Raw genomic sequence first — 22,666 nt, 5'->3', positions numbered from 1 at the left:
CTTTAACCCCCCGTTTGAACGTTATACAGAAGTTCGGTATCGTTTCGGAAAACCCCGTTAAGCGGTAAACCGGTAAGTTCGGCTAAGGCCACCGCCACCGCGTACAGGTCTTCATTGTTGGCCGCAGGCTTTATGTTATTGTAACTCCGAAAAGCATAAACCGGATTCCCGCTTCCGTCATCCCCCGTAATTAACTTAAGCCGCAATACCGTGTCCACCTTGTTGGCAATCACCGCCATAAAAATTCCTCCCTTCTATTAGCGTTCAGCCGGCTGACATCAAAAAAAGTGCAGTCCATTTATTTGGTTTTTAAGGAGAGGTAGTATTTTTTTAATTTATTAAGAGCCCGTTTTTCCAAATCATAGGCACCGGCCGGGGTAATTTTTAAAATCTTCGCCACTTCACTCAGGGAAATTCCCCGTTCGTATTTTAAAGTTATCAAGCTTTCCTGGCGGGGCGTTAAAACCCCCGGAGGAAAGTTAATCGTCGGCAGTTCCTCGGCAAAATGCTGCACCTCAATATGGTATTCCTCTAACGGCACTTCCTTACCCCTTCTGGCCTTTTCCGCCCGCAACAGGGAATAAATCCTACCATACACCATCTCCCGGACGTACTTTAAAAAATAAACCCCCCGCTCGGGGTCAAAGCGGTAAACACTTTCGATTACCGCAATCATCCCTTCCTGCATAAGGTCTTCCTCGGTTAGATAGGGATTGCGATAACGTTGAGCTGCCTTTTTAATGAGTGGACGCAGGTAATTAAGAAGTTCTTCCATCCCTTCCCGGCTTTTTCTTGCTTTCTGCCACTTTTCTAAAAACCGATCCATAAAAAGCCCCCTTTGGTTAAAGCCCGGGCTTTTCGTTTTTAGCGCCGGGAAAAGAATAGCAAAAAGCCTCTAAAAAGAAAAAAACCGCCTTTTGCCAAGGCGGCCTTTGACAACTACTGATTTTTGCGTTAAAATTATTATTTTTTGTTTTCTAATCTCCAACTTCTAATTTCCAACCTCCAAAAATAGTGGTATGTGGTTTGTCGTAGGTGATAAGATATAATTTTTTTACCGACGACCGACCACCCACCACCTACCACTTACCACCCTTCTTAGTTTTGCTGGGCAATTTCCAACTTATCCAGGAAATAATCGTTTAAAATCCGAATGTAAGTTCCTTTCATTCCCAAAGACCTGGAATCAATCACACCCGCGCTTTCTAATTTTCTTAAAGCATTCACAATTACCGAACGGGTAAGGTGATATTGTTCCGCAAGCTTACTTGCCACCACAAAGCCTTCCACTCCATCAAGTTCGCTAAAAATCTTTTTCACCGCTTCCAGCTCCGAATAAGAAAGGGCATCTAACGCTAAGCGAACCGCAGCTTTTTTCCTGGCTTCTTCTTCCATTTTTTCGCTGTTTAGCCTTAGAATTTCCAAACCCACCACGGTTGCAGCGTACTCGTACAAAATTAAGTCCTGAGCGTTAAACTCTTCCTGTCCCTTTTTGACCAGTAAAATCGTTCCCTGCCGTTCACCACCGCCAAAAACCGGTACAACGGTATAAGTAAGCCCATCTTCCCCTTTAATGTTATGATCCGTTTGATTGAAAGAAAACAGCCAATCCTGAAAATCCTGCTCTACCTGGCGCGCTTCTAAATCCCGTCCGTAAATTACCAGCCCTACCAGATCCAGACGTTCATAATACCCCAGTATCTTTCTCCGGCCGATAATGTAAACACTGGCGTTTGAAATATCCCCAAGCATTTCCGCCAGTTCCATAAAGGGTTCCGGACGTTGGGGGCTCCGCTGGATAAAGCGGTTTAAGAGTCTTGTTTTTTCCAGTAAACTCAGCATATTACTACCTCCATTTTTTTATTTTACGGTAGTAATATTGCCAAATTTTTAAATAATTATACTTAATCCCTAAAAATTATTTACCATTACCACTTTATCCCTGCCCCGGTTTTTCGCTTGATACAAAGCTTTATCGGCTAAGCTTAACAGTTCCCGATACTCTTCAGCATCCTCCGGATAAGCAGCCAGTCCCATGCTAACGGTATATTTGACCTTTTGCCCTTGAAAAATTAAAACCCGCTCTTTAACTTTCTCCCGCAAGCGTTCCGCTAAGAGATAGGCTTCCTTTTTCCCGGTCTGGGGTAGCAAAACAACAAACTCCTCCCCACCGTAGCGGGCACTTAAATCGGTCCGCCGGAGGGTATCTTTTAAAAACCGCCCAAAATCGTTTAAAACCAAATCTCCACAGTCGTGACCGTAAGTATCGTTTATCTTTTTAAAATAATCTATATCTAAAAGAACAATGGTGTAATTTAATTTATGCCTGCGGGAACGTAAATGCTCCTCATTAAGCCTTTCCAAGAAGTAACGCCGGTTATATAAGCCGGTTAACTCATCTTTCTGGGCAAGCTCCTTTAAACGTAAATACAAGTAGCCGTTATAAACCGCCAGGGCCACCTGTCCCGAAATATTTTCAAGACGCCTGAGCTGACTATGGGAATAGTTCTGCCCTTTTGGGGCCACTATTACCAGGTAACCAAAGACATCCCTGCGGTTTTGCAACGGTACCACCGCAATACTCCCTAATTGCGGGTGTTTTATTAAAGCAGCAGTTTTTCTATTTCCCATCTCGGAAAGCAGGGTATTATGAAACTCCGGTCCCGGAAGTTCGGGAAAATCGGTGTTTAAATAGCGGGGAATATATTTTCTCAGGGATTCGGAATAAGTATAAATGACCCCGGTATGGTAGGAAAAAGTATTTTTTAATTCCTGTAACATTGCTTTTAACATATCATCGGGAGTTTCCAGGCGGTGAAAGGTTCGGGAAATATTCCACAAAGTTACGTAGTCGAGGCTTTGGTTTAAAAGCTTTTGGTTTATTTTTATCACCAGATAAAAAGCTTCGGTAAGTAAAAGTCCAAGAAAAAGTGCTTGATAGAAATTTTTCTTAATTGCCTCGGTAAGCAATACTCCAGCGGTAAAGGTGAGAAAACAGTTTAAACCGTAATAAAAAATTTCTTCTTTAGTGGACCCCGCATTTTCTCCAAAGAAAGCTCTTAAAATCATAAAAACTGCATCAACCAGAATAAAACCTGCGGTATAGATTAGCGCAAGAAAAAACTCTCCTCCGGGTAGGTACCCGGCCAAATGACTTCCCAGTAAAATGCCCAGGCTGTTTTTTGCTCCTTCAAAAAAATATCCCGGAAAAGTTTTTTCCTCTTTAGTTAAAAAGGAAGCTAATAATCCTGCAAGAAAACTTAATACTACAGCAAAACCTTTTCCCTTTAGTAGCAGGGTAACCAGGTAAAAAACATAAGACCCCTTAATTTTGGAACCACAAATCTCTATGGCGGTAAGTTCTAAAATAAAACTAACCGTAAGAAGGGCAAAAAAAGCCCCCGGCGGCTGAATGCTGCCTTTTAAAAGGTAAAATACCGTTAGAATAAATCCCGCTAATGAAACTATTACCCGCCAAATCTGCCAATAATTAACCTTGTGCATGCTGTAATTTTTCGACAATTTTTTGGTTTTTCCTGCCATATATTTTAAAAAAAGATAATATAGTTTTCCCTCTGAATTTCCTCCGGAAGCCCGTTAATTACCTGAAAACGCGAAGAAATTAGCGTACCGGTTAAATCTACAACTTTGGTCTCTATTGTCCCGGGAATTCGCTCTTTTAAAAAATCCAAAAGTTTTTCCGCCTCCGAAAGCCCCTTTAAATCGTTTACCACCAGCCATAAGTTTTGTTTCTTGCGAAAGTTTAAAGCTTCCCAAATTACCAGAAGGGCTGAAATCACCCCGTAGACAAAAAATCCAGCCAGGATTGCCTCCATCACCTCTGCCACCCCCCTTATACCGTATGCTAAAGGGGTTAAAAAAGTTAAAACCCTGGCCAGTTAATCTGGCCCAGGGTTCTGTTTAAAGTCCAGCTTCCATTCTTAAAATTTCTGCTTTATCAATTCTTTCCCAGGGGAGATCGATATCGGTACGACCAAAATGGCCGTAGGCAGCAGTTTGCTTGTAAATCGGCCGCCGTAAATCCAACATCCGGATTATTCCTGCCGGACGTAAATCAAAGTGCTTTTTAATGAGCTCTACAATCTTTTCATCGGCAATTTTGCCGGTGCCAAAGGTATCCACCATGATAGAGACGGGCTTGGCCACCCCAATGGCGTAAGCCAGCTGGATTTCTATCTTATCGGCGATACCTGCGGCCACAATGTTTTTCGCCACATACCGGGCAGCATAAGCGGCAGAACGGTCCACTTTGGTGGGGTCTTTACCGGAAAAGGCTCCACCACCGTGGCGGGCCATACCACCGTAAGTATCCACAATGATTTTCCGCCCGGTAAGTCCGGCATCGCCTTGAGGTCCACCAATTACAAAACGGCCGGTGGGATTCACAAAATACCGGGTGTTTTCATCTAAAAGATGCTCCGGAATAACCGGTTTTACCACATGTTCGATAATATCCTTACGAATTTCCTCCTGGGATACATCGGGATGATGCTGGGTTGAAACGACAATGGTATCAACCCGTACAGGCTTATCACCATCATACTCTACCGTTACCTGGGTTTTCCCATCGGGACGAAGATACGGTAAAAGCCTGGATTTCCTGACTTCCGCCAGTCTCCGGGCAAGCCGGTGAGCTAAGGAAATGGGCATCGGCATAAGTTCCGGGGTTTCGTTGGTTGCATAACCAAACATCATACCCTGATCGCCGGCACCAATGGCTTCAATTTCATCGTCAGTCATTTCTCCGGTCTTGGCTTCTAAGGCCCGGTTAACCCCTAAAGCAATATCCGGAGACTGCTCATCTATGGAAGTGATAACGGCACAGGTATCACCGTCAAATCCGTATTTTGCCCGGGTATAACCAATCTCCCGGATTGTCTCCCGCACAACTTTGGGAATATCCACATAACAGCTGGTAGTAATCTCGCCAATAACCAAGACCAAGCCGGTGGTCACTGCCGTTTCACACGCCACCCGGGCCTGAGGGTCCTGGGCAAGGATAGCATCTAACACCGCATCGGAAATCTGGTCGGCAATTTTATCGGGGTGTCCTTCGGTAACCGACTCTGAGGTAAAAAGGCGTCTTGTCATAAAATCTCCTCCTGATTCTTATTTTCTCAAAAAGAAAACCTCCCCTGTTCTGGAAGAGGTGCTTTTTTAAAATTTCTTTATCTTACTTTAGCAAAGGATGTTAATCATGTCAACAAATATCATGTTTTAATCTCCTTTTTCCTATCTATACATTTTAAGCTTGCTTCGTTGATACTGGCAAAAACTTCTTCGATAATATCGACTTTTTCTTTAAGTCTAATCTCCTTTACTCCCACCGCACACTGGACCTTTAAATCATAGGGCCATTTATCATTTTCCAGAAGAAATAACAGTTTATCCACAAGGTTAATTGTTTTTACTTCGTCATAGGGCAGGATTAAAATAAATTCATCTCCACCGTAGCGGGCAGCGGTAACATCTTCCCCTAACTGTTTTAATATTCCAGAAACTTTTAATAAAATTTGGTCACCTACTACATGCCCGTAACGCTTATTTAATTCCCCAAAATTATTTAAATCGATAAAAGCCACCGTACAAGAATTTCCCCGCTCCAATAATTTAAGACATTTATAGATAGCATACTCTTTTTTGGGTAACCCGGTCATCGAATCTATATAAGACCCAATATACCGTTCAATTACCTTCCTCGTTATAATACCCGTAAGCGCACCGGACTCATCTATTACCGGAAGCCTTTCGATGTTATTTTCCAGCATTTTTTGATATGCGTCAAATAAATATGCTTTTTCTTCAATGACCACCGGCTCTTCGGTCATGGCGTCAATAACCAGCCGATTTTCCGGATAAAATATTAAATCCTTTGAAGTGATTATGCCTATTAGCTTTTCATTTTCTACCACCGGTAGCCCGCCAATCCTTTGCGAACGCATAAGTTCCTTGGCATCCCATAAGCTCCTGTACGGCTCAATGGTTACCGGATTTCTGGTCATTACTTCCCGTACTTGTTTAATCATATTTCAATCTCCTTTTTGATATTAAGCATTATGTTTAAACTTCCCTTGAAAATGGAACTTTCATCGGAAATGGCATCCACTTCTACTAAGATTGCCGATATCAATAACTCTTCCTCCATTACATTGAGGAAATTTTTTCTAATAATTATCCCTTCAAATTTTTCGTGATTCAGCCGAATAGCCTTATACTGGTTGGGGGAAATAAATTCAACCATTTTGCCAAAAGCTTCAATACCAATTGGAGCCCGTTTTCCTATGACCAGAAAATCCTGAACAGGCGGTACTTCAAATTCGGTCAACCTTATATTTAATTCAGCAGTACGGCTGGCGTTCATTTCCCAAAGCGGTTTTTAAAACCGCTTCCCCCTTTCTTTTAATTTTCGTTTACCGCCCCACTCTTTGGCAATTATGTCAGACCTTCCCCTTTAATTTTAAACGGATAACCCCTTTCGTCAAGTCTTTTGTGTTTAGCTTTCCCCGGAAAAAAGGAGATTGCTGCCAAAAAAACTTTTTTCAGGCTTCACTAAGTTTTTTCTTTATCGCCTGTAACTCCGGGTAATTATCCAGGACAACCCGCACTAATTCCCTATCAATTTTATTTTTTTGTCCCATCTCTTCCATAATACCTTTAATCTCCCGGTAGTCAAGCCCTTTGCGGTACGGCCGCTCTTCCAAAAGAGCAACAAAAATATCGATAACCGCCAGCAAACGCTCCTCAAAGCCCAATTCCTCGCCTTTTTTCTTAAAGGGATATCCCGAGCCATCAAGTTTTTCGTGATGATAGGCGGCCACTTTTACTATTTTTTCCGGAAACACCCCGTTTAAAAGATAGTAAGTGTAAAAACTATGTTTCTTCATACACAAAAACTCTTCTTCGGTAAGGTCCCCGGGTTTTTCCAAAATACTTTCGGGAACGGACATTTTACCTATATCATGTAAAAGTCCGGCTATTTTAAGAAAGCTAACATCCTCTTGGCCAAAATTTAAAACTTTTCCTAAATATTCCGCAATTTCCCCTACTAACTGCGAATGGAAAAAAGTAAACCGGGACTTATGGTCTACAAGCTTAGCAAATAATTCCGCTAAACCAATCATATCCGGTAAATTTATTAGTTCTTCTGCATAACCAATTTCCTCCAAGCGTTGATTTAAAATATCGCTATCGCCCAGGGTTAGCCAAAATTCTTCCGCTTCCGCTAGTTCAAAAAACACCTCTAAAAGACGGGGATCAAAAATTTTTCGCTTAGTAAAGTATTCCCGCCAATATTTCACCTTTTCCAGGATACAGCTTTCAGGATTAAAATTCACCGCTATTCTATCGGCCAAAAACAACACCCTGCAAAGTAAGGGTATTTCTTCTCCCGTAAGACCCGACGGGTTTTTTCCGACATAATGGTCGTGGTGACTGAAAATATACCTGGCATAATGGTCGAAATAAGAATTTTTTAAAATAAGTGCCCCCCGCCGGCAATGTTCAAACTCATTTTCCGCTATTTGCCGGATTCTTTCATCATTGGCATCCCATCTTAAAATTCCTATATCATGAATTAAGCCCAAATACACCAAATCCCGCTTTTGTGTTGGCGTTAAATTGTACCTTTCTCCCAAACGGTAAGCAATGTAAGCCACCCGCCGATGATGGTCCTGCAACCCCTCCATACTTAAATCTAACGCTTTGGACATATTTTTTATAAAATTAAAACGATTGAAAGTAACCATCTTACATCATCCCGCTATTCTGCCGGCGAATTTTTTCTATTTCCTCCATATTATGTTTAATCATTTCCGTTATTTCTTTAGCAACTTTGGAAGACTCCTGAGCCAGTTTGCGCACTTCCTGGGCCACTACGCCGAAAGCCCGGCCGTGTTCCCCCGCTCTTCCCGCTTCAATTGACGCATTCAAGGCTAAAATATTTGTTTTTGTGGCAATCGAGGAAATAAAGCCGGCAGCATCCGCTACCTGCTCTTGAATCGCTGCCAAGTATTTTAATTGCTCGGCAATATAATTTTCGATCGCCAGTTGGATATCAAAATTAATTCGTTTGTAAAAAGCATTTACCGCCTTAAAATACAACTCCGTGCCGGGAGAATATTTCCGGGCTACCAATTCCCCGACAACTTCGTAATATAAACGGTATGCCCCTATATACCAGTTGGGGTAAAGGGCAATTTCCATATGTTTTTTCCCGACTGCCAGGCGGTTTTTAATATAATCAGCATCAATCTTCTCCGAGGTTAATGAAATAAAATACTCCGCCTGGGTTTTGGATAACTTCTCAACGGTACTGTGTTTTTTAATTAATTCCTGTAAATATGGAAATTTAGTTAAATGTTGATAAAATTTATTGACAAACTCCTGAGCTTTTTGGATAAATAACTCTTTAAATTCGGCCATTAATTGCAGGTCTTCCGCCGTTAAATTCAAAAAACTTAAGGTTTCCTGGTAACGGCTCAAAAGAACGCTGTCTTCCATAGGTCATCCCCCTATTTGCCAAATTTCAGAAGTAAAAGGTTACTTGCATCCCGTACCGAAATCTTTACCTTCCTACTGCAATTTATTATTAATACTAATAAATTATCTTGCTAATTACTTTACTGAATTGTTTATTTTACTGTCAAGCTATTCCTTACTATTTCGACAATTTGTTACTTTCTCCTTGTCAATTTACGAAAATTATGGCAAAATTTTTTTAAGTTGAATTAGAAAGGAGTAATGAAATCCCCGGTGGACTTAAAAGCCTTCTTGCTCGGTCTTAAAAAAACCACCCCTTTTATGTTAGGTCTCATACCCTTTGGTTTAGCCTACGGGATAATGGCTACGCAAGCAAAACTATCCCTGGGGGAAACCCTCCTGATGTCTCTTTTGGTTTTTGCCGGTTCCGCTCAATTTATGGCCGTTGGTATGATTAAAGAGGGGGTTGGAATTGGTTTTATCGTCCTTTCAACTTTACTGATTAATTTAAGACATCTGCTCATGGGCCTGTCTTTAGCGCCCTTTTTAAATAAATTGAATGCCAAATGGCTTTACCTGCTTGCCTTCGGTTTAACCGACGAAGTTTACGGAACTACCATCGGTCACTACCAACAGGAAGGTAGTTATAAAGGTAACCCCTATTTTATGTTAGGTTCCGAAGCGGGTATTTATTTTTCCTGGCTAATTAGTTCTCTTGCCGGCGCCTTACTGGGAACTTTAATTAAAGACCCTTTGTCCTGGGGCCTGGATTTTGCTATGCCCGCTACTTTTTTAAGTATTGTTATCGGACAAATTAAGTCGTGGCAAATTTTAATAGTTTTCTTAATTGCCGGAATCTTGGCAATAGCCGGATACCTTTTAATCCCCGGCAAATGGTACATTATTTTAGCAACAGGAACTGCCACGGTATTGGGAACTATCCTGGAATTATTAACAGAAAAAAGGAGTACCGCCCCATGAAAATAGAGAACATACTTTTGATTTTACTAATGGCAGTGGTAACCTATTTAACAAGAGTAAGTTTTCTCGTACTTTTTACCAATAAAAACCTCCCCACGATTATCCAGCGGGCTTTAAAATATATCCCGGTAGCCATTCTGGCAACTTTAATTTTTCCGGGTATCTTTGCCCCTCAGGGAAAATTGGATGTAAGTTTCACCAATCCTTATATCGGTGCCAGCTTAATTACCGTTGCTTCCTTATTGATAGGTAAAAATGCAATTTTAAGTATTGTCCTTGGTATCACCTCGCTGGTAATATTAAGACATTTGTTGTAAAATTAAAAAGCCCCATTCCGTAAAATTTTTGGCAATGGGGCAAAACTTTTTTAGGTAGTGTTTTCTTCCCTATTTACGGGACGGGAGTAATTCCCCAGGATAAGCCCGGGAAAATCAGCTTTAAGCCGCAAAATCAGGTTTTGCAGTCCAAAAGGTTTAGAAGGAAAAACTATACCAGTTCCCAAATAATCCGGGTCGATGTTTAAATTTCTAAACTGTACCATATCCGGTCGGCACTCCCGGAGTAGATATTTCAGAGCATCATACTCTTCTTCAGTATCAGAAAGTCCCGGAAACACCAGGTAGTTCAACGCTACAAACTTGTCTTTTTCTTTAGCATATTTGATGGTTCTTTTCACCTGCTCCAGGTTATAGTTTACCGGCTGGTAATAGCTTTCATAAATTTCTTCCCGGGCACTAATGATACTTACCCGCAGGCTATCAACGCCGGCATCGATAATTTCCTTTAAACCCGGAAAATTCCCGCCGTTAGTATTGATATTAATGGTTCCGCTTTTAACTTCTCGCCTTGTCTCCATAATTGCTCTGGCTATCAGGCCAGCCTGCAACGACGGTTCCCCTTCACATCCCTGCCCAAAACTTACAATGCCTTCCCTTCCGGCTCCCGTGAGGTGATAGGTCATCAGGGAAGCTACTTCATCTATTGAAGGTACAAATTTAATTCGCTCCTGAGGAGAGGGGCAGCAATCGGCTGGCTGCAGGCTAATACACCCCAGGCAGCGGGCATTACAGGCGGGCGATACCGGAATCCCGCCTTCCCAGCGGCGGTAAAAAAGGTTCTGGGCGGTAAAGCAGCGGTAATTTACAGCACAGTTTTCCAGATGACGTACTAACCGGTTTTCGGGAAAAAGGGCTTTTGCCTCTTTTATTTTAGCGTTTAACTCAGGTAAATCATAATTTTCCGGTGCCCAGCGGAATTCGTCATCGGTTTTTGCCGCTGCCGCATAAAGCTCTCCACGATACGCCACCACCGCGGTATAACCAAAAAGGGGCAACCGTTCAGCGTTTTCTTTAATATAGGCCGGAAGAAATAGCCGGGTATACCCCTGGGGCAGGAGAGCAGCCACCGCTAAGTATTCGGTTTTTCGGAGTTCCCCCTTTTTGTCAAATCCCAGGGCTTTACTTCCCGGTATTAAAACTAACGTTGCCCCCCGGGGAAGCTTAATTAATTCCGACTTTTCAATGGGGGTAAAGAAATTCCCCGTGCGCCCGGCAGGCTGCAGGGGATAATCAAAAAACTCGCCATTTTCCCGGGCAACTACTATTCTCATGACCTACTCTTCCTTAAATAGCGTTCGATTAGTTCTTCATTGCTCTTGGTCTTTTTAATAAGATTAATTAAGTATTCCGCTGCATCCTGGGAAGTAAGGTTTGAAAGTTCATTTCGAAGCTTCCAGGCAAACTCCAACTCTTCCGGAGTAAACAAAAGCTCTTCTTTTCTGGTGCCGGAGCGCTGAACGTCCACCGCCGGGAAAATTCGCCTTTCTGCTAATTTTCTATCTAAAATTAGTTCCATATTACCGGTACCTTTAAACTCTTCAAAAATAACATCATCCATCCGGCTACCCGTTTCCACCAGGGCCGTCGCCAGTATGGTCAGGCTTCCCCCTTCTTCAATATTCCGGGCAGCCCCAAAAAACCACTTGGGTTTATAAAGGGCCGCCGGGTCCACCCCTCCGGATAGCGTCCGGCCGCTGGGCGGAATAACCAGGTTATAGGCCCGGGCTAACCGCGTGATACTGTCCAATAAGATAACCACATCGTATTTATGTTCCACAAGCCTCTTGGCCCGCTCCAGAACCATTTCCGCTACCTTAACGTGGTTTTCCGGATGCTCATCAAAAGTTGAACTTACCACTTCCCCTTTGACCGACCGTTCAATATCGGTAACCTCTTCCGGCCGTTCATCAATTAGAAGGACAATAAGGTAAAGATCGGGATAATTTTTAATTAAACTGTTGGCAATCTGCTTTAACAAAACTGTTTTTCCGGCTTTGGGTGGAGCAACGATTAACCCCCTCTGTCCTTTGCCTATCGGCGCAATCAAATCAATCAGCCGGGCCGATACCTCATCGGGCGCTGTCTCCAAATACAGCCGATCCTGGGGATACAGGGGAGTTAACGCATCAAAGTGGAGCCTTTCGGGGGAAGTTTCGGGCTCCTTACCGTTTACCTTCTCCACCCGCAGCAGGGCAAAATACCGTTCGTTTTCCTTGGGAGGTCTTATTACCCCAAACACCTGGTCGCCGGTTCTTAAGTCAAATTTTCTTATTTGCGATGGTGAAACGTAAATATCGTCCTGGCTGGGCAAAAACTTGAAGGGGCGCAAAAACCCGTAGCCATCGGGTAAAACTTCCAGTACCCCGGAAGCCGTCAATAAACTTTCCTTTTGTTCCTGCTCTTTGGCTTTTTGGGCAAAAACTTTTGCTAATTCAAACACTAACTCCTGCTTCTTCAAACGGTAATAACCGGGCAATTCCAGTTCCCGGGCAAGGGCATAAAGCTCCTTTATGGTCTTTTGTTCCAGCTGTTCCTTGGTAAGCAAAAGAACCCTTCCTCCTTTTATAGGTAGACAATACTAACCCTTATATTTTTTGTTACTGTTAATAAATAATTTCAAATAAACTCTTCCGGGAAACAAAAAAGGCGAGAAAAAACGAGGGAAGAGCGGGCGGAAAATATTCCGCCCGTTTTGTTATCTTTTCATAGCTTGCCAGTCGGCTAAAAATTTTTCAATACCTTCCTTGGTTTGAGGGTGGGCAAACATTTGGGTTAAAACTTTAAAGGGTACCGTTGCAATATCCGCCCCGGCTTTAGCCACCTGGGTCACGTGCAACGGATGCCGGATACTTGCCGCTATGATTTTGGTCTTAAAGTTATAATTTTCATAAATAGTTTTAATCTCTTCAATTAAATAAACGCCGTCATGCCCGGTATCATCAAGCCTTCCCACAAAGGGGCTGACAAAAGTAGCTCCGGCTAAGGCCGCAAGCAGGGCCTGGTTTGCCGAAAAAACCAAAGTTACATTAGTTTTTATCCCCATTGAGGAAAGGGTTTTTACCGCCCGGATACCATCCCAGGTCATGGGAATTTTTATGGTAATATTGGGATGAAGTTTTGATAACTCCTCCGCCTCCCTGACCATCCCTTCATAATCAAGGCTAATAACCTCGGCGGAAATCGGTCCATCAATAAGGCTTACGATTTCCATTACTACTTCTTTTAAGTCCCTGCCTTCCCTGGCAATTAAGGAAGGGTTGGTAGTAACTCCGGAGATAATTCCCAGACTTGCTCCCTTTTTTATCTCCTCAATATTGGCGGTGTCTAAGAAAATTTCCATAACAACACCTCTTAGGCTTTATTGGAAGAACCAAATACCCTGATTTTCTCCCGGATAATTTCAATAGCTGCTTCTCTTGCCGGACCTAAGATTTTCCGCGGGTCAATCTCATCGGGATTTTTCTCTAAAACTTCCCGCATCTTTCCCACAAACGCCTCCCGGATGTTGGTATCGATATTTACTTTGGCCACACCCAGGGAAATGGCTTTTTTGATATCCTCATCGGGGACACCGGACGAACCGTGAAGCACCAAAGGAATATGTACAAGTTCCCGGATTTTTGCCAATCTTTCAAAATCAAGTTTTGGCACTCCCTTATAGCGGCCATGGGCGGTACCAATAGCTACCGCCAAAGAATCCACTCCAGTCTGCGCAACAAACTCCCGGGCTTCCTCCGGGTCGGTAAAGAAAGCGTCCCGCTCGTCCACCGAAATATCGTCCTCGGTCCCGCCAATTTTACCAAGCTCCGCCTCTACCGAAACTCCTACCGCATGGGCCAGCTCCACTACTTTCTTGGTAATGGCCACGTTTTCCGCAAAAGGATACTTGGAGCCGTCAATCATCACCGAAGTAAACCCGTGCCGGATGCAGGCCATAACCTGTTCTAAACTGGTTCCATGGTCTAAATGAAGGGCCACCGGTACTTTGGCATTTTTGGCCGCCTGATGGCTTAAAGCGGCAATATAATCAATACCCGCATATTTTATAGCTCCCTGACTGGCCTGAATAATAACAGGGCTGTTTTCCGCTTCCGCAGCAGCTACGATCGCTTGCACAATTTCCATATTGTTGCAGTTAAAAGCACCAACCGCATACCCTTCCCGGTAAGCTTTGGTTAAAAGTTCCGCAACCGTAACTAAAGCCAAGATATCTCCCCCTTTAATTATTTTTCTTTTTTTGGAACCGTTGTTAATAGTATAGCCTTCTGTCCTAATTTTAGCACATCTTCTTCCTGAGTTGCCCAAAAAATTTTCGCCCTTTGACAATTCTGGCATCTTAAAATTAAATACTCGGGAAAAAGTTCTAACTCTCCTTTAAAATTATTACATTCACACTGAATTTTACCCTGATAGTCAAGGCCTTCTAAGTGACTTAACAATTCATACATAACCGCAGGAGCTACAAAATACTCTTTTAAAAAGTTTTCATCCTTGAGAGGGTCGTAACTACTCCTGGGTTTTAAACTAAGCCCATTATTTTTCGGGGTTACCGAAGAAAAATCTAAAGCTACAAACTCTTTTAAGCGAAAGCTTTTTATCTCACTATCATCATAAAAGTACAACCTTATAACCGTTTCCTCCAGGTTTAAAAGCCTGATCGTTAAGAGCTTTAAACCGCAGGCACAAAAGTAATCTTCTTTTTCCCTTTTTTTCAGGCTAAATACCGATATTTTTAACTGCCGATTTTTTTGGCAAGCAGGACAGCGCAAAGTAACTTCTTTTTCCGGAAAAACAACCATAGAAAAACCCCTCCCGTTTAAGGGAAGAGTTCGCCTTAAATTTAAAAATTCCTTGTGTCACAATTAGACAATATCTCCCATCGTCCATCACTACTAACTACCGCCTGCACCTTTCGGTATAACTCTTCTAAAGAAAAAGGTTTAACTAAGACTTCTCCTCCTAATTCCCGAATTTGCCTTAAAATCTCCTCTTCCTGGTAAGCCGTAATAAAGATAATTTTCCCTTCCGGCAGGATATCTTTTATCTGTCTTGCCAGGACAAAGCTATTCTCTCCACCAAGATTTACATCTAAAATTAAAAGCAGGGGTTTTTTCTCCAAAACCAAAGCTTTAGCAGTACCGGTGTTCCCTGCCGTATAAACCACATAACCTCTTAACTCTAACGCATCTTTTAAAAGTTTTATGATACCCGGCTGATCATCTACGATTAAAATAGAGGGTTTTGTCAATTTTTCCGCCTCCTGAAGGTTGTAATTTCGCCATAAACTTTTATTTTCCTTCATTGTATGTCGAATTTTGTCTTAACTTTTTTTAAAAAAATTACCGGCTAACTGTTAGCCGGTTATCTCCTAAAACAATTTATTGGTTTTTAAACTCGCCCCGATAAACTCCCGGAAAAGCGGATGGGGTCTATTGGGTCTTGATTTAAATTCGGGGTGAAACTGGGTCGCCACAAACCACGGATGGTCCGAAAGTTCTATTATTTCCACCAGCCGGCCGTCGGGAGAAGTACCACTTATTACCAGACCTAAACCGGTTAATAATTCCCGGTACTCATTGTTAAACTCATACCGGTGCCGGTGGCGTTCGTAAATAATTTCTTCTCCGTAAGCAGCATGAGCTTTTGTCCCCGGAACAAGCTTACACGGATATAATCCCAAACGCATGGTGCCTCCTAACTGTTCCACTTCTTTTTGTTCCGGCAAAAGGTCAATTACCGAATGGGGACCATCCGGTTTGAATTCAGAGCTATTGGCATCCTTAAGGCCTGCCACATTTCGGGCAAACTCAATTACGGCAGTCTGCATGCCAAGACACAGGCCCAAATAAGGCACTTTGTTTTCCCGGGCATACTGAATGGCCTTGATTTTCCCTTCAACTCCCCGGTCGCCAAAGCCTCCGGGAACCAATATTCCATCAAGGTTACTTAAATATTTTTCCACCGGCTCTTTTTCCAGCATTTCCGAATCAATCCAGCGGATGTTAACCCGGGTTTCATGATAAATCCCGGCGTGGCGTAAAGCTTCGGCCACACTTAAATAAGCATCGGGAAGGGATACGTACTTCCCAACTATACCAATAGTTACTTCAAATTTGGGGTTTTTATACCGCTCGACGATTTGTTCCCATTCCGACAAATCCGGCTCTCCGCAGGTAAGCCCTAACTTTTTAATAACAATATCATCCAAACCTTCTTCTTTTAGCTTTAAAGGAACCTCGTAAATGTTAGATGCATCCACCGCCTGAATTACGGCATTTTTATCAATATCACAGAAGAGAGCAATTTTTTCGGTGATTTCCCTGGATAAAGGCTGCTCCGAGCGGGCTACAATTATATCCGGTTGAATACCGATGCTCCGCAATTCCTTGACGCTGTGCTGGGTTGGTTTGGTCTTAAGTTCGCCGGTTACCCTTAAAGTAGGAACCAGAGTAACGTGAATGTACAGGACATTGTCTTTTCCCACATCGTTTTTTAGCTGTCTTATTGCCTCTAAAAAAGGCAGGGATTCAATATCCCCAACCGTACCGCCAATTTCGGTTATCACCACATCGGGATTGCTTTCTTTAGCTACCCTCAATATCCTTTCTTTAATTTCATTGGTAATGTGCGGGATAACCTGAACGGTACCACCGAGATAATCCCCGCGCCGTTCCTTGCTAATTACCGCCCAGTAAACTTTACCGGTAGTGACGTTGGAGTTCTTGGTTAAATTAATATCGATAAACCGTTCGTAATGGCCAAGGTCAAGGTCGGTTTCCGCTCCATCGTCGGTAACAAACACTTCTCCATGCTGATACGGACTCATGGTACCAGGGTCAACGTTAATGTACGGGTCAAATTTTTGAATTGCTACTTTAAGTCCGCGACTTTTTAAAAGCCGTCCTAAAGATGCTGCGGTGATTCCTTTGCCCAGTGACGAAACTACTCCTCCGGTCACAAAAATAAACTTCGTCATCTTAATCCTCCCAATACTACCAAATAATCACTTTTTCCATTCTATACGGCCAAAAGAGCCAAAGTCAAGCTAAAAGTTACATTTTCTCCGGAGCTGAAACGCCCAGCATTTTTAATCCTTTTCTAAGCACGATCCGGGTTGCTTCAACTAACAGCAACCGGGCTTTACTTAAGTTTTCCTCTACCCCTAAAACCCGGCAGCTATTGTAAAAGGTGTGGAAATACCCCGCTAATTCATGGAGGTATCTTGCCAGGTGATGAGGAGCTAAGGCAGTAGCACATTTTTCTATTTCCACCGGAAACTCGGCCAGATGGCGTAAAAGGTTTAATTCCGCCTCACTACTTAGAATTGCTAAATCCACATCCTCCACCGGAGGTAAAGTAACTCCCTGCTCGTTACACTGCCGGTAAAGACTCATTATCCGGGCATGGGCATATTGAATATAGTAAACCGGGTTTTCGTTGGATTTCTCTTTGGCCAAATCCAGGTCAAAATCCAGGTGGGCATCGTGGCTGCGCATGACAAAGAAGTAGCGCGCAGCATCAACCCCCACTTCTTCCACCAGCTCATCTAACGTAATGTATTGCCCGGTTCTTTTGGACATCCGCACCAGTTCCCCGCCCTGGAAGAGTCGGACTAACTGCATTAAGATAACAATAAGCCGTTCCGGATCATAGCCTAACGCTTTAAGGGCAGTTTTCATCCGGCTTACATGGCCGTGATGGTCAGCCCCCCAGATGTTAATTACCAGATCAAAGCCCCGGTCAAACTTATTTTTGTGGTAAGCAATATCCGCCGCATAATACGTCGGCACACCATTTTTTCTGACCAGCACTTCATCTTTTTCTTCGCCTAATTTCGAAGCAGCAAACCAGAGAGCTCCATCCTTTTCGTACAAATAACCCCGCTCCAGTAAAAGTTTTACAGTTTTTTCTACTTCGCCGGATTCATGGAGCGATCTTTCGGAAAACCAGACATCATACTTTACCCCGAAATTTTCCAAAGATTTCTTTATGGACTGTAACTTTTCTTCCAGAGCAATCTTCCCCAAAGCTTCCTGCCTTTCTTTTTCGGGAAGATGAATAAAACGGTCCCCAAACCGGGCAACGATATTGCGCGCTGTATCAATAATATCTTCTCCGTGGTATCCTTCTTCGGGAAATTCCACCTTATACCCTAATAGCTCTAAATACCGGGCCTCCACCGATTTGTTAAAGTTTTCAATTTGATTGCCCGCATCGTTAATGTAATACTCCCTCGATACTTCATAACCCGCTTCCGTTAAAATATTGGCAAGGATATCCCCCAGAGCAGCTCCCCGGCCGTTACCCATATGAAGAAGGCCTGTGGGATTAGCCGAAACAAACTCTACCTGAACTCTCTTCCCCGCTCCTATAGCCAAGCGTCCGTATTTCTCCCCAAAGCTTAAAATTTCCGGAATTACGGCAACGACCCAATCTTTTTTAAAGTAAAAGTTTATAAATCCCGGACCGGCAATCTCCACCCGTTCCACTACCGCAGGAATCTCTAAGTATTCTAGCAAGGTCGCTGCGATTTCCCGCGGATTTTTCCGCGCCTTTTTGGTAAGAAGCATTGCTAAGTTAGTGGCTAAATCACCGTGGGCTTTTTCCTTGGGTTTTTCCAGTTCAAAGGCTAACTCGTCCTCGGCATCCAAATATCCCGCCTTTACTGCTGCTCTTCTTAAGCTGCCGGCAATCTCCCCCGTAATTCTCTGTAAAAGATACTCCACTTTCAAGCCTCCTTGACCTCGATGGACAAAAAGTTGTCGGAAACCTTTTGCCGCTCTAAATTTAATTCATATAAAAGCTTAATCGTCCCACCCATTTCTGTCAAGTCTATAAATACTTCCGAAGGATGGACCGCCAAACTCATCATGCCAAAGGGAGTAATATACATGCACTCGTGGAAAACACCCTGCTCAAACACCGACTTCTGTTCATTTTTCCCCATTCGGTTTAAGGTAACCCGGGATGGTTCTATTTTAATGGTGGTGGTAGTGCCTTCCATCCCGGAAACCTCCGACTCATGGTACACCAAATAGTAGCAGTCGGGTTTTTTGTAAAGATACCCCAAGGTCGTAAGCTCAATGGTGTCTTCTTCCCCCCACTCATTTCTCTGGCTTCCCCTAATGGTAATTAAAACTTCCTTTTTCACTTTGGCATTCCTCCTTGGAATAAAATAGTTTTAAAAATAAATAAGGAAAGAAGGTAGAAAAACCCTCTTTCCTATGCTCCATAAGTAAATCCTGCTTGAAAACAGGCAATATTAGCTTCCGAAAACTTTCCAGAGCGCTTTTGGATTTCCTGAAGCCAGGCTTCTTTAGGAAAAGTAAGCCTCTTTGCTAAAAATCCTAAAAGAACCATGTTAATTCCCCGGGGATTGTTACGTGACTTCGCAATTTCCCGGGCAGGAATCAAGTTAAAATTTACTCCTTGAGCCCTTTCCCGAAAATCCGGATAAGAAGCTTTACCGGTCAGTACCGGCAGAGGATAAATTTCCATGTCGTTGACCAACGCCAGGCCTTCCGGCTTTAAGTAAGAAAGCCATCTTAGTGCCTCTAACTTTTCAAACGCCAAAAGAAAGTCCGCTTCTCTATGAGCAATTAACGGGGAATTTACCTTCTTGCCAAAGCGAAGATACGTGACCACCGCTCCTCCCCGCTGGGCCATCCCGTGGACTTCGGCTACTTTAACATCAAGTCCAGCCTTTTCCGCTACCCCGGCAATAATTTTACTTGCCAGAATAGTCCCCTGCCCGCCAACTCCGGCCAGTAAAATATTTTTATCCAAGGGAATCACCACCCTTTATTATGGCCGAAAATTTACAAACCTGGGCACATACCCCGCAACCGTTACATAAAAGCGGGTCAATAGAAGCTTTCTTATCTTTAATGGCTATTGCCGGGCAGCCTAACTTCAAGCAGCGCTGGCAACCGGTACATTTTTCCGAAATTACCGTTAGGGGCTCCCGGGTTTGATTGGGCAACAGCGCACATTCCCGCCGCACCACCACTACCGATACCTCTCCGGCCGCTACTTCCTCGGTTATAACCGCTCTCAGTTGCTGCAGATCAAAGGGATCAACGGTCGTAACCCGCTTTACCCCTAACGCCCTGGCCAACGCCTCAAAATCCACTTGAGGTGCCGGTTCTCCCATTAAGGTTTTACCCGTTGCCGGGTGGGGCTGGTGGCCGGTCATTGCCGTGGTGCGGTTATCCAGTATTAATATAGTCCCTTTGCCTCCATTATATACCATATCGATTAAAGGTGTAATCCCCGAATGTAAAAAAGTTGAATCGCCAATAACCGCTACCGTTTTCCCGGAAAAATCCGGATTGGCTTTTTCCATTCCTAAAGCCATTCCGATGCCCGCTCCCATGCAAACGGTAGTATCAATTGCCCCTAAAGGTGGCATTACCCCTAAGGTGTAGCAGCCGATATCACCGGTTACCGTAAGTTTAAGTTCACTTAAAATATAAAACACCGGCCGGTGCGGACAGCCCGGACACATTACCGGCGGCCTCTGGGGTAAATCCAAATTCTCAAGGAAATCGGCTATATCCTCTCCCAGGTATTTTAAAACCGCCTTTTGCACAATATAGTGGTTTAACTCACCGGTACGGGGGATAATTTCCTTGCCCACGACTTTTAACCCCAGGGCACGCACGTGTTCTTCTATGTACGGCTCCAATTCTTCCACCACTATGATGGTTTTAACCTTTTCGGCAAATTTTAAAATAAGTTTTTCCGGAAGCGGCCAGGTAAGTCCGAGCTTTAAAACCGGAGAGCCGGGAAAAGCTTCTTTAACATACTGGTAGCTTATTCCCGACGTAATAAAGCCCACATCCCCCGTTCCCTCTTCTATCCGGTTTAACGGAGTAATTTCGGCATATTCCAAAAGCTTCTGCCGTCGCTCCTCCACCACCTGATGGCGCAACCGGGCATTTCCCGGAACCATCACGTACTTTTGCGGGTTTTTAACGTACGGCTTTAAGCTTACCTCCCGGGGTTCCTCCTCAATCACTAACGTATGGGTATGGGCAATCCTGGTGGTTGTCCTTAAAATAACCGGTGTATCAAACTCTTCACTTAATTCATAGGCAAGTTTCACAAACTTGCGGGCCTCTTCACTGTCCGAGGGTTCCAATACCGGTATTTTAGCCAGTTTACCGTAATAACGGTTATCCTGTTCGTTCTGGGAACTGTGCAGTCCGGGATCATCGGCGGATACCAGCACCAGCCCCGCATTTACACCGGTATAGCTCAAGGTTAAAAGCGAATCCGCTGCCACGTTCACCCCAACATGTTTCATGGTCACCAGGGTTCGAGCTCCGGCAAGGGAAGCTCCAATCCCCACCTCTAAAGCTACTTTCTCATTGGGCGACCACTGGGCATAGACCCCCGGGTACCTGGCAAAATTCTCCAAAATCTCCGTACTGGGAGTACCGGGATAGCCCACCCCAATTTTTACCCCCGCTTCAAAAGCACCCCGGGCAATCGCTTCGTTTCCGGTCATTAACCTGGCCATTCTCTATCCCCTTTCTCCGCTATTTCTTAAATCTATTACTCGTTTGGCTTTACCTTCGGAGCGCTCCAGGGACCTTGGTTCCAAAAGCTTTACCTTGGCGGAAATCTGCAGAGTTGAAGCAAGACGTTCTTCTATAGTGCGGGTTAGTTGTTCCAAGTCTTTAAACTTTCCGGTAAAGAACTTTTCTTCGATTTCCACCTGAACTTCTAACTCGTCCAGATATCCCCGTTTGGAAACTATGAGCTGATAATGGGGAGCTGTGCCTTCAATTTCCATTAGGACGCTTTCAATTTGCGAGGGAAAAACATTGACCCCCCGGATAATTAACATATCATCGGTTCTCCCTTTTACCCGCTGCATCCGGGTGGTAGTCCGGCCACAGCGGCAGGGCTCGGGATTAATTTTACTGATGTCCCGGGTACGGTAGCGCAAAAGGGGCAGAGCTTCTTTGGTTAAAGGGGTAATGATTAACTCCCCTTCTTCTCCCGGTTCTTTGGGCTCCAGGGTTTCGGGGTCCACCACTTCTACTAAAAAATGATCTTCGTTAATGTGAAGTCCTTCCCGCTCCAAACACTCCCCCGAAACTCCGGGTCCGATAATTTCCGACAAGCCATAATTGTCCGTTGCCACAATTCCCCACTGCTTTTCAATTTCCGCCCGCATTTCTTCCGTCCAGGGCTCCGAACCAAAAAGTCCCCACTTGAGCCCCAAGCTCCTGGGCTCTATCCCCAGTTCCCGGGCTGTTTCCGCCAGATGCAAAGAATAAGAGGGAGTGCAAATTAAAGCGGTGGTACCGAAATCACGCATTAGCTGAATCTGCCGGCGGGAATTCCCCACCGAAATGGGCACCACCAGCGCCCCCACTTTTTCTAACCCATAGTGAAGCCCAAAAGCTCCCGTAAAAAGGCCGTAGCCAAAGGCAATCTGGGCGGTATCTTCGTCGGTAACACCGGCCATGGTTACAATCCGGGCCACCACCTCAGCCCAGACTTCCAGATCCCCCCGGGTATAGCCCACCACCGTGGGCCGACCGGTGGTGCCGCTGGAAGCGTGAAGCCGCACCAAATTTTTCTTGGGCTCGGCAAACAAACCAAAGGGATAATTATCCCTGAGATCATCCTTGGTCGTTACCGGTAGATACCGCACATCCTTTAACGTCTTTATTTTTTCGGGGTAAATCCCGGCCTTTTCTAATTTCTCGCGATAAAAGGGGACTTTTTCATAAGCTCTTTTCACCTGGGCCTTCAATCGCGCAAGCTGGAGTTCTTCCAGGTCCTTCCTGGACATGCATTCTCTTTCTCTGTTCCAGATAAACCCCAAAGTT

At 44.1% G+C, this 22,666-nt stretch carries 24 protein-coding genes; 2 read left to right on the top strand and 22 right to left on the bottom strand.

Features of this window, described 5'->3' with window-relative positions; all coding sequences use genetic code 11:
- Positions 1–2: 2 nt before the first annotated feature.
- The 10 genes from CHY_RS00665 to CHY_RS13510 all read right to left on the bottom strand — a co-directional run bounded on the left by CHY_RS00665 (position 3) and on the right by CHY_RS13510 (position 8,520).
- Positions 3–239 (bottom strand): DUF1659 domain-containing protein, encoded by a 237-nt coding sequence (locus tag CHY_RS00665; protein ID WP_011343092.1) that lies wholly within the window; start codon positions 237–239, stop codon positions 3–5.
- Between the two features lie 59 nt (positions 240–298).
- Entirely contained in the window at positions 299–826 is a 528-nt protein-coding gene (locus tag CHY_RS12540; protein ID WP_011343091.1) for a sigma-70 family RNA polymerase sigma factor, read from the bottom strand.
- Positions 827–1,098: 272 nt separating this feature from the next.
- Complete coding sequence (codY, locus tag CHY_RS00655; RefSeq protein WP_041537798.1) at positions 1,099–1,839, bottom strand: GTP-sensing pleiotropic transcriptional regulator CodY; 741 nt, start codon at positions 1,837–1,839, stop codon at positions 1,099–1,101.
- A 72-nt stretch (positions 1,840–1,911) separates the two neighbouring features.
- Positions 1,912–3,522: a sensor domain-containing diguanylate cyclase gene (locus CHY_RS12535; RefSeq protein WP_162485041.1), complete on the bottom strand. Its 1,611-nt coding sequence runs from the start codon at positions 3,520–3,522 to the stop codon at positions 1,912–1,914.
- Between the two features lie 26 nt (positions 3,523–3,548).
- Positions 3,549–3,839 carry a hypothetical protein gene (locus tag CHY_RS00645; RefSeq protein WP_041537594.1) on the bottom strand — a complete coding sequence of 97 codons (291 nt, stop codon included), beginning with the start codon at positions 3,837–3,839 and terminating at the stop codon, positions 3,549–3,551.
- Positions 3,840–3,921: 82 nt separating this feature from the next.
- A complete protein-coding gene (gene metK / locus CHY_RS00640) occupies positions 3,922–5,112 on the bottom strand; it encodes a methionine adenosyltransferase (protein ID WP_011343086.1) in 1,191 nt (396 codons plus the stop codon).
- Positions 5,113–5,231: 119 nt separating this feature from the next.
- Complete coding sequence (locus tag CHY_RS00635; protein WP_011343085.1) at positions 5,232–6,047, bottom strand: CBS domain-containing protein; 816 nt, start codon at positions 6,045–6,047, stop codon at positions 5,232–5,234.
- The gene (locus tag CHY_RS00630) at positions 6,044–6,382 is read right to left on the bottom strand and encodes a hypothetical protein (RefSeq protein ID WP_011343084.1); all 339 of its coding nucleotides are present in this window, start codon (positions 6,380–6,382) and stop codon (positions 6,044–6,046) included. The genes CHY_RS00635 and CHY_RS00630 overlap by 4 nt, the downstream gene beginning before the upstream one ends.
- 178 nt (positions 6,383–6,560) lie before the next feature.
- Positions 6,561–7,766: an HD-GYP domain-containing protein gene (locus CHY_RS00625; protein WP_011343083.1), complete on the bottom strand. Its 1,206-nt coding sequence runs from the start codon at positions 7,764–7,766 to the stop codon at positions 6,561–6,563.
- A 1-nt stretch (position 7,767) separates the two neighbouring features.
- The gene (locus tag CHY_RS13510) at positions 7,768–8,520 is read right to left on the bottom strand and encodes a globin-coupled sensor protein (protein WP_011343082.1); all 753 of its coding nucleotides are present in this window, start codon (positions 8,518–8,520) and stop codon (positions 7,768–7,770) included.
- Between the two features lie 240 nt (positions 8,521–8,760).
- On the opposite strand from CHY_RS13510, the gene CHY_RS00615 reads away from it, so the two are divergent.
- On the top strand, positions 8,761–9,480 hold the full coding sequence (locus tag CHY_RS00615) for an AzlC family ABC transporter permease (protein WP_011343081.1): 720 nt from the start codon (positions 8,761–8,763) through the stop codon (positions 9,478–9,480).
- On the top strand, positions 9,477–9,797 hold the full coding sequence (locus CHY_RS00610; protein ID WP_011343080.1) for an AzlD domain-containing protein: 321 nt from the start codon (positions 9,477–9,479) through the stop codon (positions 9,795–9,797). Before CHY_RS00615 ends, CHY_RS00610 begins: the two co-directional genes overlap by 4 nt.
- 50 nt (positions 9,798–9,847) lie before the next feature.
- Here CHY_RS00610 and CHY_RS00605 read toward each other — a convergent pair whose 3' ends face one another.
- The 12 genes from CHY_RS00605 to CHY_RS00550 all read right to left on the bottom strand — a co-directional run bounded on the left by CHY_RS00605 (position 9,848) and on the right by CHY_RS00550 (position 22,629).
- The gene (locus tag CHY_RS00605; RefSeq protein WP_011343079.1) at positions 9,848–11,089 is read right to left on the bottom strand and encodes a radical SAM protein; all 1,242 of its coding nucleotides are present in this window, start codon (positions 11,087–11,089) and stop codon (positions 9,848–9,850) included.
- Entirely contained in the window at positions 11,086–12,363 is a 1,278-nt protein-coding gene (rho, locus tag CHY_RS00600; RefSeq protein WP_011343078.1) for a transcription termination factor Rho, read from the bottom strand. The genes CHY_RS00605 and rho overlap by 4 nt, the downstream gene beginning before the upstream one ends.
- Before the next feature lie 150 nt (positions 12,364–12,513).
- A complete protein-coding gene (fsa, locus tag CHY_RS00595) occupies positions 12,514–13,158 on the bottom strand; it encodes a fructose-6-phosphate aldolase (protein ID WP_011343077.1) in 645 nt (214 codons plus the stop codon).
- 11 nt (positions 13,159–13,169) lie between these two features.
- Positions 13,170–14,024: a class II fructose-1,6-bisphosphate aldolase gene (locus tag CHY_RS00590; RefSeq protein WP_011343076.1), complete on the bottom strand. Its 855-nt coding sequence runs from the start codon at positions 14,022–14,024 to the stop codon at positions 13,170–13,172.
- Between the two features lie 17 nt (positions 14,025–14,041).
- The gene (locus CHY_RS12530; RefSeq protein ID WP_011343075.1) at positions 14,042–14,617 is read right to left on the bottom strand and encodes a hypothetical protein; all 576 of its coding nucleotides are present in this window, start codon (positions 14,615–14,617) and stop codon (positions 14,042–14,044) included.
- A 41-nt stretch (positions 14,618–14,658) separates the two neighbouring features.
- The gene (locus tag CHY_RS00580; protein ID WP_011343074.1) at positions 14,659–15,066 is read right to left on the bottom strand and encodes a response regulator; all 408 of its coding nucleotides are present in this window, start codon (positions 15,064–15,066) and stop codon (positions 14,659–14,661) included.
- A 120-nt stretch (positions 15,067–15,186) separates the two neighbouring features.
- Entirely contained in the window at positions 15,187–16,794 is a 1,608-nt protein-coding gene (locus tag CHY_RS00575; RefSeq protein ID WP_011343073.1) for a CTP synthase, read from the bottom strand.
- Between the two features lie 76 nt (positions 16,795–16,870).
- Positions 16,871–18,544, bottom strand: a complete 1,674-nt coding sequence (gene argS / locus CHY_RS00570; protein ID WP_011343072.1) for an arginine--tRNA ligase — start codon at positions 18,542–18,544, stop codon at positions 16,871–16,873.
- A gap of 2 nt (positions 18,545–18,546) precedes the next feature.
- Complete coding sequence (locus tag CHY_RS00565) at positions 18,547–18,969, bottom strand: DUF1934 domain-containing protein (RefSeq protein WP_011343071.1); 423 nt, start codon at positions 18,967–18,969, stop codon at positions 18,547–18,549.
- A gap of 71 nt (positions 18,970–19,040) precedes the next feature.
- A complete protein-coding gene (locus CHY_RS00560) occupies positions 19,041–19,604 on the bottom strand; it encodes an indolepyruvate oxidoreductase subunit beta (protein WP_011343070.1) in 564 nt (187 codons plus the stop codon).
- On the bottom strand, positions 19,597–21,342 hold the full coding sequence (gene iorA / locus CHY_RS00555) for an indolepyruvate ferredoxin oxidoreductase subunit alpha (RefSeq protein WP_011343069.1): 1,746 nt from the start codon (positions 21,340–21,342) through the stop codon (positions 19,597–19,599). Before iorA ends, CHY_RS00560 begins: the two co-directional genes overlap by 8 nt.
- A gap of 3 nt (positions 21,343–21,345) precedes the next feature.
- Positions 21,346–22,629 (bottom strand): phenylacetate--CoA ligase family protein, encoded by a 1,284-nt coding sequence (locus CHY_RS00550; protein WP_041537795.1) that lies wholly within the window; start codon positions 22,627–22,629, stop codon positions 21,346–21,348.
- Between the last annotated feature and the right edge of the window lie 37 nt (positions 22,630–22,666).

Origin of the sequence: Carboxydothermus hydrogenoformans Z-2901, from assembly GCF_000012865.1 — a bacterium.
Taxonomy (GTDB): domain Bacteria; phylum Bacillota; class Z-2901; order Carboxydothermales; family Carboxydothermaceae; genus Carboxydothermus; species Carboxydothermus hydrogenoformans.
The sequence above is the reverse complement of the archived record's forward strand: the minus strand, read 5'-3'. Positions and strand labels throughout refer to the sequence as shown.